A 13,836-nucleotide genomic window follows, 5' to 3' on the forward strand; every position below is an offset into this window, starting at 1 on the left:
CATCGGGGGCTCCTGAATGATCGCCCTTCGGCTGGAGCGCGCCGCTCCGGCCGAAGGGCGTCGTCGTCATCCGTGTCACCGCACGAGGGTTCGTCCGCCTTCCTGACCGGAGGTGGCCTCGTCGCCGGTGGTGAGGACGGGGGCGGCAGGGTGTGCGGCGGCCGCGCCAACCGTCGCCGAGGCGGTGGGCGCCTTGCCCGGCCGGCGCAGCAGAACCTCCGCGACGAGGGCGGCGAGCAGCGTGAGTGCAGCGGCGACGATCAGGCACAGCCTCAGACCGTCGAGGAATGCGTCCCCCACAGCGCCCAGGGCTGGGCCGGTGGCGGCACCCAGATCCATCTGGGCGACCGCGCCCAGCCCGCCGGCCCGGGCGGATTCCACCATGTCCTGACGGGCCGCTCCAGTGATTCCGGCGTCGGCGAGACGAGCAGGGAACGTGTCGAGGGCCCGGGAGGTGAGGAGCGCGCCCAGAACGGCGGGGCCGAGTGCGCCGCCGATCTGCCGGAAGGCGTTGTTGCCGGCTGCGGCCATGCCGGCCAGGTGGTGGGGGACGGAGGCGACCGCGGTGGCCGTCATGGGCGTCAGGATGCCGCCCATCCCGACGCCCAGCAGGGCCAGCCGCCATGCGATGGAGGCGAACGACGTGTCCGCGTCGAGAGTGGTCATCGACATCAGCGAGCCGGAGACGACCAGGAGCCCGGCGGTGATCAGGGCGCGTGCGGGAACCCGGTGCATGAGACGTGAGACGGGACCGCCGACGACGATGGAGGCCGCGGTGACCGCGAAGAGACGCCAGGCTGCCTGAAGAGTGTCGAGCTGTTGCACCAGGCCGAAGTAGAGGCTCAGCAGGAAGAAGAAGCCGATGAGCGCCAGGAAGGTGATCATCGCGACGAGCGTGGTGGCCGTGAACGCCGGGCTGCGGAACAGGGCCAGATCCAGCATCGGGCTGTCGCTGCGCCTCTCCGCCACGACGAAGGCGGCCGCGCCGGCCACGGCGACGATCAGCGCCAGGAGGACCTGTGCGTCACTGAAGGAACCTGCTCCGCCCTCGATCACGCCGTACACCAGCGCGGTGATCGCCACCGCCGCGGTGATCTGGCCGGGCCAGTCGAGCCGTCGCCCGTGCGGAGCGCTCGAATCGGTCAGCAGCCGAGCGGCAACGGCCGTCGCGAGCAGCGAGACGGGAATGACGAGGAGATAGATCCATCGCCAGGCCGCGTGCTCCAGGACGACCCCGGCGATCAGCGGGCCGACGGCCAGCGCCATCAGCAGCGAGGTCGCCCACAGGCCGATGAACTTGCCGCGCTCACGGTGGTCGGGAACGGCATGGCTGATCAAGGCCAGCGTCGTCGGCAGCAGCGCGGCCGCGCCCAGTCCGGCGAGGGCCTGACCGATCCACAGCACCTGGATCGACGGTGCGGCCAGCGCGACGGCCGCACCGGCCGCGGAGAACAACAGGCCGGCCTGGAACACCTTCTTGCGCCCGTGGACGTCGCCGACCACGCCGGCTGTCAGGATGAACGCGGCCATGGGCAGGACGAACGCATCCTGGACCCAGGACAGTTGGGCCGTCGACGTGCCCAGGGCCGCCTGGATGGCGGGCAGGCTCACAGCGACGGTGGTCACCGGCAAGTAGGCGACGAATACGCCCAGGCAGGCCATGACGAGCGTGGCCGCCCGCCGGTCGGGCCGGCCGCTCGCCGAGGGTGTGACGTTCAAGGAAGCACTCCTTCACGGCGCGACGCGCCGCGGTTGATGTCCAGCGGGATTCTGTCCAGCGGGTTCCGTCCGACGCGTTCCGTCCGACGGCTGCCGGTGCCCCGGCCGCCGCGAAGCCCGGACGACGCCGTGCGCGCCGGTGCGGGGCGAAGACCGGGTGAGACGTCGGACCGACGATTCGAACAAACTCGCTCCCCAGCATCGGTGAGAGCACGCAGAATCAACGAAGCGGCCCCGCACATCCAGGGAAAACCTCCACCCTTGGAACACCTCATGGCAGACTTCCGCCGTGACCGACGACGTCGACATGAAAATCCTCCGTGCGCTCAAGCTCGCGCCGCGTGCCCCGTTCCGGCTCATCGGCGACGCGATCGGGGTGTCGGAACAGACGGCGGCCCGCCGCTGTCAAGCCCTGCGCCGCAGCGGCGCGATGCGGGTCGTGGGCCTGGTCGATCCCGCCGTCCATGGCGAGGCGCAATGGGTCGCCCGTATCCGCTGCCGCCCCGACCGGGTCGGTCCCCTCGCCGACACCCTCGCCCGGCGCCCCGACATCGCCTACGTCGGCATCGCCTCGGGCGGCTCGGAGATCATCTGCGTCATCCGCTCACCGCTCCACGCCCCGCGCGAGGACATGCTGCTCCAGCAGCTGCCCAGGTCCGCTGCCGTCCTCGACCTGAGCATCGACCTGCTCATCCACCCCTTCGGCGCCCCTGGCACATCAGGCTGGACCGGCTACGGCGGGCGTCTCACCGCCGAGCAGGAACAGCGGTTGGCCGGCCCCCCTCCCTCTGTCCCGGCCGGCCCTCTCCTCCCCCTCACCCCGGAGGACGGCCCGCTGCTCGACGCCCTCGCCGAGGACGGCCGTGCCTCGCACACGCACCTTGCCGAGGTCACCGGCTGGTCCAAGGGGCGGGTGGCCCGCCGGCTGGAGTCCCTGGAGACGTCCGGCACCCTCTCGTACGACATCGACCTGTTGCCGGAACTCCTCGGCCACCACATCAACGCCACGCTCTGGCTCCGCGTCGCTCCCGCCCACCTGGAACGCACCGGTCACGAGATCGCCGGCCACGACGAGGTCGCGTTCGCCGGCGCCACCAGTGGTGAACACAACGTGATGGCCATCGTCATCTGCCGCGACGCCGAGGAGTTCTACCGCTATCTGACCAGCCGCCTCGCCACCACCCCCGGCGTCGACGCCTACGGGGTCAGCATCCGGACGCGCCGGCTCAAGCAGGCCGCCTCCCTCATCTCCCACGGCCGCCTGGTCCCTCCCGCAGCCGCCTGAGGGCCGTACCGGCAGAACCGGACGGCGCCCCGGGCGGAGAGGAATCCGCCGGGGGCGCCGCCTTGCCGGACACCGGTCCGGCCCGGAACACGTCAGATGAAGTTCATGGCGGCAGCCCCGCCCACTCCCCCGAGCACCATGAAGACGGGCATCAGCACCTTCAGCTCCACCCAGCTGCCGGCCCTGAACCGCATGGCCTTCGGCGGCCCGATCGGGTACCAGCGCTTGCGGCCGACCGGGATAGGCCACAGGATCGGGCAGCCCGAGACGGTCAGCGCGTCGCCGATGTCGTGGACGAGGGCGCCGAGCACGATGGGCAGACCGAGCCAGAGGTATTCCTGGCCTGGGGCGTTGAAGAGCCAGTCCGAGCCGTTGCCCGGCTTGTCCAGGACGCCTGCGAGAATCCACGCGCTGGTCGCGCCGAGCAGCCACACCAGTACGTCGCTGGACACCCGGGCGGCCCGCCAGAGCAGTCCTTCGACGGCGAGCACCAGGTGGACGAAGAGTATGGCCAGCACAGCCCATCGGCCGCCGGTGATGGCCGCCGCGGAGGCGCCTGCGCCGGTCAGGACCGCCCACAGCCAGGTGTGGGTCAGCGTCCGGTGGCCGCCGTTGCGGTTCGAGTCGCCCCGCATCTTGGTCGCCTTGTAGACGGCGTGCGAGAGCTTGTCGACGATCTCGCAGATTCCGCGGGAGATCGGTCCGAAGGCGCGCGAAATGGTCGCCGACTTGTGGTCGAGGTCCGGGGCCAGCGCCGCGCCCGCGGTGATCAGCGCGCCGACGACCAGGACGGGCCACGGCATGGTGTGGCCCGCGGCAGCCGCGGCCGCGCCCACCCCCAGCCAGGCCGCTGCCCCTGACAGAGAGTGTGCCGGTCCCATCATGGCTGTTTCCGCCCCCGTAGGTGTCGTGAGGTGCGACAGGTATCGCCTGTGCACGCGTTCCGGCCATCATCGTTGTGGTGCGGCCGAGTTGAGAGGGCAGCGTATCGTCCGTGATCTTCGTACCGTCGTCCGGTTCCCTCATCGGGGTGGAAGACAGGCAAGATGGGGGCGTGACCCTTATCGATCAGCTGCCCCCGACCGACGACCCCGACGCCCTCTTCGAGGCTTTCTCGTCATGGACCGAGACGCAGGGGATCACCCTCTATCCCGCTCAGGAGGAGGCGCTGATCGAGGTGGTCTCCGGGGCCAACGTGATCCTTTCCACCCCCACCGGGTCCGGAAAGAGCCTGGTCGCGGCCGGTGCGCACTTCACCGCGCTGGCCCAGGACAAGGTCACCTTCTACACCGCTCCGATCAAGGCCCTGGTCTCGGAGAAGTTCTTCGACCTGTGCAAACTGTTCGGTACGGAGAACGTCGGCATGCTCACCGGCGACGCCTCGGTCAACGCCGACGCCCCCGTGATCTGCTGCACCGCCGAGGTGCTCGCGTCCATCGCGCTGCGTGACGGGAAGTACGCGGACATCGGCCAGGTCGTCATGGACGAGTTCCACTTCTATGCGGAGCAGGACCGCGGCTGGGCGTGGCAGATCCCGATCCTGGAACTGCCGCAGGCCCAGTTCGTCCTGATGTCGGCGACGCTCGGTGACGTCCGGATGTTCGAGGAGGACCTGACCCGCCGAACCGGCCGCCCCACCTCCGTGGTGCGCTCGGCGACCCGTCCGGTCCCGCTCAGCTACGAGTACCGGCTGACGCCGATCACCGAGACGATCACCGAGCTCCTGGACACCCGGCAGTCGCCGGTCTACATCGTGCACTTCACCCAGGCCGCGGCCGTCGAGCGGGCGCAGTCGCTGATGAGCATCAACATGTGCACCAAGGAGGAGAAGGAGAAGATCGCCGATCTCATCGGCAACTTCCGCTTCACCACCAAGTTCGGCCAGAACCTCTCGCGTTACGTACGCCACGGCATCGGCGTGCACCACGCCGGCATGCTCCCGAAGTACCGCCGCCTGGTCGAGAAGCTCGCGCAGGCGGGGCTCCTGAAGGTCATCTGTGGCACGGACACGCTCGGCGTCGGCGTCAACGTCCCCATCCGCACGGTGCTGTTCACCGCCCTCACCAAGTACGACGGCACCCGGGTGCGGACACTGCGGGCGCGCGAGTTCCACCAGATCGCGGGCCGGGCCGGCCGGGCGGGCTTCGACACGGCGGGCTTCGTCGTCGCGCAGGCCCCCGAGCACGTCGTCGAGAACGAGAAGGCGGTCAAGAAGGCGGGCGACGACCCGAAGAAGAAGCGCAAGGTCGTCCGCAAGAAGGCCCCCGAGGGTTTCGTCGCCTGGTCCGAGACCACGTTCGACAAACTGATCCAGTCCGATCCGGAGCCGCTGACCTCACGCTTCCGGGTCACGCACACCATGCTGCTGTCCGTCATCGCACGTCCCGGCAACGCCTTCGAGGCGATGCGGCACCTGCTGGAGGACAATCACGAACCGCGCAGGGCGCAACTGCGCCACATCCGCCGGGCGATCGCGATCTACCGGTCGCTGCTGGACGGCGGCGTCGTGGAGCAGTTGGACAAGCCGGACGCGGAGGGCCGCATCGTGCGGCTCACCGTCGATCTGCAGCAGGACTTCGCACTGAACCAGCCGCTGTCCACGTTCGCGCTCGCCGCGTTCGAGCTGCTGGACGCCGACTCGCCGTCGTACGCGCTGGACATGGTCTCCGTGGTGGAGTCGACGCTCGACGATCCGCGTCAGATCCTCGCCGCGCAGCAGAACAAGGCGCGCGGTGAGGCGGTCGGGCAGATGAAGGCCGACGGCATCGAGTACGAGGAGCGGATGGAGCTCCTCCAGGAGGTCACGTACCCGAAGCCGCTGAGCGAGCTGCTGTGGCACGCGTACGACGTCTACCGCCAGAGCCACCCGTGGGTGGGTGACCACCCGGTGTCGCCGAAGTCGGTGATCCGCGACATGTACGAACGCGCCATGACCTTCACGGAGTTCACCTCGAACTACGAGCTGGCGCGTACCGAGGGCATCGTGCTGCGCTATCTCGCGAGCGCGTACAAGGCGCTGGAGCACACCATCCCGGACGACATCAAGTCCGAGGACCTGGAGGATCTGATCGCCTGGCTCGGCGAGATGGTCCGTCAGGTCGACTCCAGTCTTCTCGACGAGTGGGAGCAGCTCGCCAATCCCGAGGTGGAGACGGCCGAGCAGGCGCAGGAGCGTGCCGACGAGGTCAAGCCGGTCACGGCCAATTCCCGCGCCTTCCGGGTCCTGGTGCGCAACGCGATGTTCCGCCGGGTCGAGCTCGCCGCGCTGGACCGGGTACGCGATCTCGGGGAGCTGGACGGCGACGCGGGCTGGGACGAGGACGCGTGGGGCGAGGCGATGGACGCGTACTGGGACGAGTACGAGGAGCTGGGCACCGGTCCGGACGCCCGCGGGCCGAAGCTGCTGAAGATCGACGAGGACGCCGAGCACGGGCTGTGGCGGGTCCGGCAGACATTCGCCGATCCGAACGGCGACCATGACTGGGGCATCAGTGCCGAGGTCGACCTGGCCGCGTCCGACGAGGAGGGCCGGGCGGTCGTCCGGGTCACCTCCGTGGGCCAGTTGTGAGCGCGTCCGTACCGGTGGCGCCGCTGCGAGAGTGGAGAAGAACCGCATGACGAACCCCGCCGAGCGTCTGGTCGACCTGCTCGACCTGGAGCAGATCGAGGTCAACATCTTCCGCGGCCGCAGTCCCGACGAGTCCCTCCAGCGGGTCTTCGGCGGGCAGGTGGCAGGACAGGCACTGGTCGCGGCGGGCCGCACCACCGACGGGGACCGGCCGGTGCACTCGCTGCACGCCTACTTCCTCCGGCCGGGCCGTCCCGGGGTGCCGATCGTCTACGAGGTCGAACGGGTCAGGGACGGCCGGTCCTTCACCACCCGCCGGGTGACGGCCGTCCAGCAGGGCCGGACCATCTTCAATCTGACGGCGTCCTTCCACCGCCCGGAGGAGGCCGGCTTCGAGCACCAGCTGCCGCCGGCCCGTGTGGTGCCCGATCCGGAGGAGCTGCCGACGGTCGCCGAAGAGGTGAGCGAGCATCTGGGCGGTCTGCCGGAGGCGCTGGAGCGCATGGCGCGGCGCCAGCCGTTCGACATCCGCTACGTCGACCGGCTGCGCTGGACGCAGGAGGAGATCAAGGACGCGGACCCGCGCAGCGCGGTGTGGATGCGCGCGGTCGGCCCGCTCGGCGACGATCCGCTGGTGCACACCTGTGCGCTGACGTACGCGAGCGACATGACGCTGCTGGACGCGGTGCGCATCCCGGTGGAGCCGCTGTGGGGGCCGCGCGGCTTCGACATGGCGTCGCTGGACCACGCAATGTGGTTCCACCGGCCGTTCCGGGCCGACGAGTGGTTCCTGTACGACCAGGAGTCGCCGGTGGCGACGGGCGGGCGGGGTCTGGCGCGCGGCCGGATCTACGACCGCGAGGGCAATCTGCTGGTGTCGGTGGTGCAGGAGGGGCTGTTCCGGCGGCTGGGCGCGCAGTCGTCCTGACCGCTCAGGTACCCGGCAGCGGCTCCTGCTCCACCTCGTGACGGCGGGTGCGGATGTCCGGCGGTGCCGGGTGCAGTTTGGCGTCGCAGGACGGGCCGAGCCCGGTGCGGCGCGAGGCCGTACCGGTGAGCGGACGGCCGCACATGCGGCAGCGCACCGGGCGGCTGCCGGTGGCCGCGGCGGTTCCGGGCAGCGGCTCGGCGTCAGGGGCGGGTTCTGAGGGCTCCACACGTCGATCCTCTCAGGTGCCCGTCTACGCTTCGACTTCCCGACCGCGCACAACGGAGGAGTCGCACGTGCTCAGCGCCCTGAAAGTGATGGCCCTGCCCAAGGAACGGAAAGCCGGGGCCGAGATCCTGCCGGGCGTGGCCGAAGGCTTCCGCCACGTCGTCACCGACACGTCCAGGGGCCCGTTCCACGTGGTCGCGTATCTGGAGCGCGAACTGCCGCAGGGCGGCATACCGGCGTATCTCGCGGCACGGAAATCGGGTGCCCGTTCCTTCGTCCTCTGGGACGGCCCGGAGCGGCGTTCCCGGCTGGCCACGCTCGTCACCACGTCGGCGGGCGAAGGCGTTTCGGTGTACCAGGTGTGGGGTGGGCAGGGCGAACTCATCGGCACTCTCGTGCGGGAGAAGGCGCTGTCGGGCAAGGGTCTGCGGACCCGGTGGACGGTCTCCCAGACCGGCTGCCCGGAGGCGGTCGGGTTCAAGGGCCGGATCTTCTGGTGGTACGTGTGGTGGCTGCTGTTCCCCGTCCAGGTGGCCATCGGCGTGGGCAGCCTGGTGAGCGGCGGCGGTGATGTGGCACGCGGACCGCGGCGCATCATCTGGCGTACGGGCCAGGAGGCCCCGTTGGAGTTCCGGTCCGACGAGGACGAGGTCCAGGTGCACGCGCAGTGGGCCGACCTGCGGCTGGCGGCCGCGCTGTCGGCACTGATCCGGTCCTTCGACAGCTGGATGGGCACCCCCTGGGACAACGGGAAGTGATCCGCCCGGAGCGTGACGTCTGCCCCCAGCGGTGCACAACCGGCCGCCGCGGACTCCGTTAGCCCATACGGCGGACACCGAAGTGCCGGGGAGCCCGTCGGAGCGAGCCCTCGCATCCTGGCCGTGCGCCGCCACGGATGGTGGTCGCACGCGGTGCTCCGCGGGTCGCGACCGCTGCCCCGGCGCTCGCGCCGGAGGAGGCGGCAATGACGGCGGATCAGGTATTCGTGGGCATCGGGCTGATCGTGGTGCTCGCGGTCGGTTCACAGCTGCTGGCGAGCCGGCTGCGCATCCCGGCGCTGCTCGTGCTGCTGCCGGTCGGCTTCACCGCCGGGGCGCTCACCGACAACGTCGATCCCGAGCGGCTGCTGGGCAGTTCCTTCTCGCCGCTGGTGTCCCTGGCGGTGGCGGTGATCCTGTACGACGCCGGTCTGGGGCTGGAGCTCAAGAGGCTCAAGGGCCACACGCGTCGTGTCGTGGTCCGGCTGCTCTGGCTGGGGACGCTGCTGACCGTGGTGTCCGCCGCGCTGTTCGCCGTACCGGTCCTGGACATGTCGATGCGGGCGGCGGTGATGCTCGCGGCGATCCTGGTCGTGTCCGGACCGACCGTCGTCGGGCCGCTGCTCAACTTCGTCAGGCCCACCGAGCGGCTGCAGCGCGTCCTCATCTGGGAGGGGTCTCTGATCGACCCGGTCGGCGGCATCCTGGGAGCGCTCGTCTTCCACGGGGTCCTCGCGGGCGACCGTCCGGGGTTCGGCAGCCAGCTGGCCGGGTTCTCGGTCAGTACGGCGGTGGGCGTGGCGGGTGGCGCGGTCGGTGCCGGTGTGCTGTGGCTGCTGCTCCGTCAGGTGCGGCTGAGCGAGGAGCTGGCCACCTCGGTGCAGCTCGCCGCCGTGATCGGCGTGGCGGCGGCCTGTGACGCGCTGCGGGACGACACGGGTCTGATCTCCGCCGTCGTGATGGGGATGGCCATGGCCAATCTGCCGGGCCTGGATCTCCCCGCGCGGCGGCCCTTCTTCGACACCCTGGTCTCACTGATCATCGGGCTGCTGTTCATCTCCATCTCGGCCACGGTCACACCGGCGTCGCTGCGGCACGTGGTGCTGCCGTCGCTCGCGCTGGTCGCCCTGCTCGTGCTGGTGACCAGGCCCCTGGTGGCCCAGCTCGCCACCCTGCGTACCGATGTGCCGCGCGGGGAACGGTGGTTCATCGGCTGGATGGCGCCGCGCGGCATCGTCGCAGCGGCGACGGCCTCCACCTTCTCGGCCGAGCTCGTCGACCACCACATCGCCGGCGCCCAGCGCATCCTTCCGGCGACGTTCGTGGTGATCGTCGCCACGGTCATGCTGTACGGCCTGACGGCGTTCCCGGTGGCCAGGCGGCTGGGCGTGCTGCGCCCGGCACGTTCCAGGCCGTTGCTGGTCGGCGGCGCGCCATGGGCGGTGAACCTTGCGTGCGCCCTGCGTTCGGCGGGGCTGGACGTCCTGATGTGGGCCGGCGCCGACCGTGAGCGGGCACGGATCGAGGAGGCCGGACTGAAGCTGGCGCCCGGCGAACTGCTCGCCTCGGCCACCGGCGCCGGCGCGGAACTCGAAGGGATCACCGGGGTGCTGCTGCTCACGGGCGAGGACGACTTCAACGCGCTCGCATCGGTGACGCTCCGCGAGAACGTCGAGGGCCAGGTCCACCGGCTCGCGGCACCCACGGCGAGCCACGGGGTGGTGGCGCCGTACACGGGCGGGGAGGCACTGTTCGGCGGCGGGCTCACCGGACCTGAGCTTGCCCACAGGTACGCGGCGGGTGCCCGTGCGGTGGCACGGCCGGCCGGTGGCGGCCTCCCGGCCGGGCACGAGCTGCTGTTCGTGGTGCGGCCGGACGGAGGGCTTGTACCGGTGACGGACGCGCGCACCCCTGCGCCGGAGCCCGGTGACACCGTCATTCTGCTCAGCCCGCCCGCCGGGACTCTCACCCGCTGACCGTGGCGTGCGGCCGGTGTCCGGCCCTGTCCGGGCTGCCCCGGCTCAGTCGCCATGCCGGTCCAGGTCCTCGTCGAGCGTGCGAGCCGCGGTGATGAGCGAGCGGTGGGTGAATGCCTGCGGGACGTTGCCCATTCGCCCTCCACCGGGGCCGATCTCCTCCGCGAAGAGGCCGACGTGGTCGGCATGGGTGAGCACCTTCTCGACGGTGTACCGGGCCAGTCGCAGCCGTCCGGCGCGGGCCAGCGCGTCGACGCGGAGGAAGGTGCATCTCAGGCACACCTGGGCGTCACCCACTGTCCGCCGAACCGGGCGCCCCCGCCCGGCCGGCCTGTCTGCTGGTGCCGGAACCGCGCCGAGCGGCGATGATCGGAAGGAGCCGGGCAGCGTCTTCCCTTCCCGCCCGCGCAGCGTCAGGAGGGTCCCCGATGCCGCACGACATCACGCCGGTACCGTACGGCGGCGAGTTCCCCACGCCCGACGAGCGGGCGGCGCGCGGCAAGGCGGCCCGACGAGCGGTGCCGCGGTCGAGCCACGCGGTGTTCGAGCCGGGCCCCGGCCGGCCGGATCCGCTGGACATTTTGGAGGCCCAGTCGGCGGCCAGGGTGCCCGAGCTCGTCCCGATCCGCTACGGGCGCATGACGGAGTCCCCGTTCCGCTTCTACCGCGGCGCGGCCGCGATCATGGCCGCCGATCTGGCCACCACCCCGGTCTCCGGGATCATGGCTCAGCTGTGCGGGGACGCGCACCTGCTGAACTTCCGGCTGCTGGCCTCGCCGGAGCGGCAGCTGCTCTTCGACATCAACGACTTCGACGAGACTCTGCCGGGCCCCTGGGAGTGGGACGTCAAACGGCTGGCGGCCAGCCTCGTCATCGCGGGCCGGGCGAACGGCTTCGGTGACCGGGAGCGCGCCGCCATCGTGCTGGCCACGGTCAGGTCGTACCGGGAGTCGATGATCCGGTTCGCGGGCATGCGCCATCTCGACGTCTGGTACGCGCGGACGGACGCCGACCGGCTGCGCACCGTGGCGACGGAGCAGCTGAAGAAGCGCGGCCGCAAGGGAGTGGCCCGCGCCATGGACAAGGCCCGCACCCGGGACAGTCTGCAGGCGTTCGACAAGCTCACCGAAGTGGTCGACGGAAGGCGCCGGATCGCCGCGGACCCGCCCCTGCTCGTCCCGGTCGACGATCTGCTGCCCGACATGGAGCGCTCTGCGTTCGAGGAGCAGTTCCGCCGGCTGATCGACGGATACGGCCAGTCCCTGGCGTCCGACCGGCGCACTCTCCTTTCCGGGTTCCGGCTCGTCGACGTGGCCCGCAAGGTGGTCGGCGTGGGCAGCGTCGGCACCAGGTGCTGGATCATCCTCCTGCTCGGGCGGGACAGCGGGGACCCGCTCTTCCTGCAGGCCAAGGAGGCGGACACCTCGGTGCTCGCCCCGTACGCGGGCGCGAGCCGGTACCGGAACCAGGGCAGCCGGGTGGTCGCGGGACAGCGGCTGATGCAGGCGGCCAGCGATATCTTCCTGGGCTGGGAGCGGGTGGACGGGATCGACGGCCGGCGTCGGGACTTCTACATCCGGCAGTTGCGCGACTGGAAGGGCATCGCCCAGCCTGAGCTGATGGTCCCGCGAGGGCTCGGCGTCTTCGGAGAGGTCTGCGGTGCCACCCTGGCCCGGGCCCATGCCCGGTCGGGGGACCGGATCGCGATCGCGGCGTACCTGGGCCGCGGCGAGGTGTTCGACAGAGCTCTCCAGCAGTTCGCCGAGTCGTACGCCGACCGGAACGAGCGTGACCATCAGACTCTGGTCGACGCGGTACGGTCCGGTCGGCTGCCCTCGGCCGGACCGGACGGCGAAGCCTCCTGACTCCGCCCGCCAGCGCGTTTCGAACCGCACCTCTACAGCGCGGACATATCGGCCGAATCGGCACATCGTGGTATCACCTTGATGATGCCTTGGGGACAGGGCGTTCACCGGGGATTTCCGATGCCGAGGAGTCAACGAGCATGTCGCCCGAACCAGCCGGAGTGCCCGCCGCCCAGCCGCCGGATCCCGTCGCCCTGATCCGCACCCGCGGCTACGCGGTCCTGCTGGCGATGGTGGCGATCCTCGGGGTTCCGATCTCGGCGGCGGCCTTCGGCTTCCTCGCCCTGGTCTCCGAACTCCAGTCACTCACGTACGACGATCTGCCCGACGCGTTGGGCTTCGCCTCGACGCCCTCGTGGTGGCCGGTACCCCTGCTCTGTGTGGCGGGCCTGCTGACGGGGCTGGCCATCCGGTATCTCCCGGGCACGGGCGGGCACAAGCCGGCCGAGGGGCTGGTGAGTACTGGCGCCCCCACAGCCGCGCAACTGCCCGGCATCGCCCTCGCGGCGCTCGCCTCCCTCGGCCTCGGCGCGGTGCTCGGCCCGGAGGCGCCGCTCATCGCTCTGGGCGGGGGCCTGGCCGTGTACGCGGTGCGGCTGATCAAACCGGACATCGATCCCGGGGCGAGCGCCGTGGTGGGTGCGGCGGGCAGCTTCGCCGCCGTCAGCGCCCTGCTGGGCTCCCCGCTGCTCGGCGCGTTCCTGTTGATGGAGGCCTCGGGACTGGCCGGGATGATGCTCGGGGTGGCTCTCGTACCCGGCCTCCTGGCGGCGGGCATCGGCGCGCTGATCTTCACGGGACTGGGCTCGTGGACGGGCCTGGGGACGTACTCACTGGCGTTGCACAACGTGCCGCACGCCGATGACCCCACCGTCGCGGAGTTCGGTTGGGCCGTCGCCCTCGGTCTGGGCGCCGCGCTCCTGGGTGCGGCGATCCAACGGCTCTCACTGTTCCTGCAGCCGCGAGTGGAGCGGCGGACCGTGGTGGCCACCGCCGCGATGGGCCTGGTGGTCGGGGTGCTCGCGCTCGTCTACGCCGAGGGCACCGGGAACTCCGCGACGCAGGTGCTGTACTCGGGCGAGCACGCCATGGACCCGCTGCTCTCCGAGGGCGCGCACTATTCCGCGGTCACCCTGGTGGTGCTCATCGCATGCAAGTCGCTGGCCTACTGCGCCTCCTTGGGCAGCTTCCGGGGAGGCCCGATCTTCCCCTCCATGTTCCTGGGAGCCGCCGGCGGACTGGCGCTCTCCCACCTGCCCGGGCTCAACCTGACGTCCGGATTCGCCATGGGCATCGGGGCGATGTGCGTGGCGATGCTGAAGTTGCCGATGACGTCGGTTCTGCTGGCCACGCTACTGCTGGGGTCCGAGGGACTCACCGTCATGCCGCTCGTGATCGTGTCGGTGGTCGTCTCCTACGTCGTCACCCTGAGGATCAGCGCCCCGCCGGCAGCGTTCACGGCGGAGCCGCACACACCGTGAGCGGCTCCGACCGGTATGCGGGACTTCC

At 70.8% G+C, this 13,836-nt stretch carries 10 protein-coding genes and 1 pseudogene; 7 read left to right on the plus strand and 4 right to left on the minus strand.

The window, feature by feature from the left end:
- Positions 1-75: 75 nt before the first annotated feature.
- On the minus strand, positions 76-1,719 hold the full coding sequence (locus SH922_RS04735; protein WP_393054990.1) for an MFS transporter: 1,644 nt from the start codon (positions 1,717-1,719) through the stop codon (positions 76-78).
- Between the two features lie 289 nt (positions 1,720-2,008).
- Between SH922_RS04735 and SH922_RS04740 the strand changes: the two genes are divergently transcribed.
- Complete coding sequence (locus tag SH922_RS04740) at positions 2,009-3,004, plus strand: Lrp/AsnC family transcriptional regulator (protein ID WP_393054992.1); 996 nt, start codon at positions 2,009-2,011, stop codon at positions 3,002-3,004.
- A 92-nt stretch (positions 3,005-3,096) separates the two neighbouring features.
- On the opposite strand, the gene SH922_RS04745 is transcribed toward SH922_RS04740, so the two are convergent.
- On the minus strand, positions 3,097-3,888 hold the full coding sequence (locus tag SH922_RS04745) for a metal-dependent hydrolase (protein ID WP_393054994.1): 792 nt from the start codon (positions 3,886-3,888) through the stop codon (positions 3,097-3,099).
- A gap of 170 nt (positions 3,889-4,058) precedes the next feature.
- Here SH922_RS04745 and SH922_RS04750 point away from each other — a divergent pair, with 170 nt between their 5' ends.
- Complete coding sequence (locus SH922_RS04750; RefSeq protein WP_393054996.1) at positions 4,059-6,572, plus strand: DEAD/DEAH box helicase; 2,514 nt, start codon at positions 4,059-4,061, stop codon at positions 6,570-6,572.
- Positions 6,573-6,618: 46 nt separating this feature from the next.
- Complete coding sequence (locus SH922_RS04755) at positions 6,619-7,500, plus strand: acyl-CoA thioesterase (RefSeq protein ID WP_393054998.1); 882 nt, start codon at positions 6,619-6,621, stop codon at positions 7,498-7,500.
- A 4-nt stretch (positions 7,501-7,504) separates the two neighbouring features.
- Here the strand turns inward: SH922_RS04755 and SH922_RS04760 are convergent, their stop codons facing one another.
- On the minus strand, positions 7,505-7,729 hold the full coding sequence (locus SH922_RS04760) for a DUF6011 domain-containing protein (protein ID WP_393055000.1): 225 nt from the start codon (positions 7,727-7,729) through the stop codon (positions 7,505-7,507).
- Positions 7,730-7,796: 67 nt separating this feature from the next.
- On the opposite strand from SH922_RS04760, the gene SH922_RS04765 reads away from it, so the two are divergent.
- Both SH922_RS04765 and SH922_RS04770 read left to right on the plus strand, forming a co-directional pair.
- Positions 7,797-8,486: a hypothetical protein gene (locus SH922_RS04765; RefSeq protein WP_393055002.1), complete on the plus strand. Its 690-nt coding sequence runs from the start codon at positions 7,797-7,799 to the stop codon at positions 8,484-8,486.
- 206 nt (positions 8,487-8,692) lie between these two features.
- Entirely contained in the window at positions 8,693-10,462 is a 1,770-nt protein-coding gene (locus SH922_RS04770) for a cation:proton antiporter (RefSeq protein ID WP_393055004.1), read from the plus strand.
- A 45-nt stretch (positions 10,463-10,507) separates the two neighbouring features.
- Here the strand turns inward: SH922_RS04770 and SH922_RS04775 are convergent.
- Positions 10,508-10,732 (minus strand): annotated as a pseudogene (locus SH922_RS04775) (glycoside hydrolase family 15 protein); the annotation flags it as partial.
- Positions 10,733-10,890: 158 nt separating this feature from the next.
- Between SH922_RS04775 and SH922_RS04780 the strand changes: the two are divergent.
- A complete protein-coding gene (locus SH922_RS04780; RefSeq protein WP_393055006.1) occupies positions 10,891-12,327 on the plus strand; it encodes a DUF2252 domain-containing protein in 1,437 nt (478 codons plus the stop codon).
- Between the two features lie 140 nt (positions 12,328-12,467).
- Positions 12,468-13,808, plus strand: a complete 1,341-nt coding sequence (locus tag SH922_RS04785) for a chloride channel protein (protein ID WP_393055008.1) — start codon at positions 12,468-12,470, stop codon at positions 13,806-13,808.
- Positions 13,809-13,836: the final 28 nt, after the last annotated feature.

The organism is Streptomyces sp. LN549 (assembly GCF_043203805.1).
GTDB lineage: Bacteria > Actinomycetota > Actinomycetes > Streptomycetales > Streptomycetaceae > Streptomyces.

Coding starts and splice junctions, on each gene's coding strand:
- SH922_RS04745 (WP_393054994.1), bottom strand. CDS start 3,888: ATGATGGGACCGGCACACTCTCTGTCAGGGGCAGCGGCCTGGCTGGGG.
- SH922_RS04755 (WP_393054998.1), top strand. CDS start 6,619: ATGACGAACCCCGCCGAGCGTCTGGTCGACCTGCTCGACCTGGAGCAG.
- SH922_RS04770 (WP_393055004.1), top strand. CDS start 8,693: ATGACGGCGGATCAGGTATTCGTGGGCATCGGGCTGATCGTGGTGCTC.
- SH922_RS04780 (WP_393055006.1), top strand. CDS start 10,891: ATGCCGCACGACATCACGCCGGTACCGTACGGCGGCGAGTTCCCCACG.
- SH922_RS04785 (WP_393055008.1), top strand. CDS start 12,468: ATGTCGCCCGAACCAGCCGGAGTGCCCGCCGCCCAGCCGCCGGATCCC.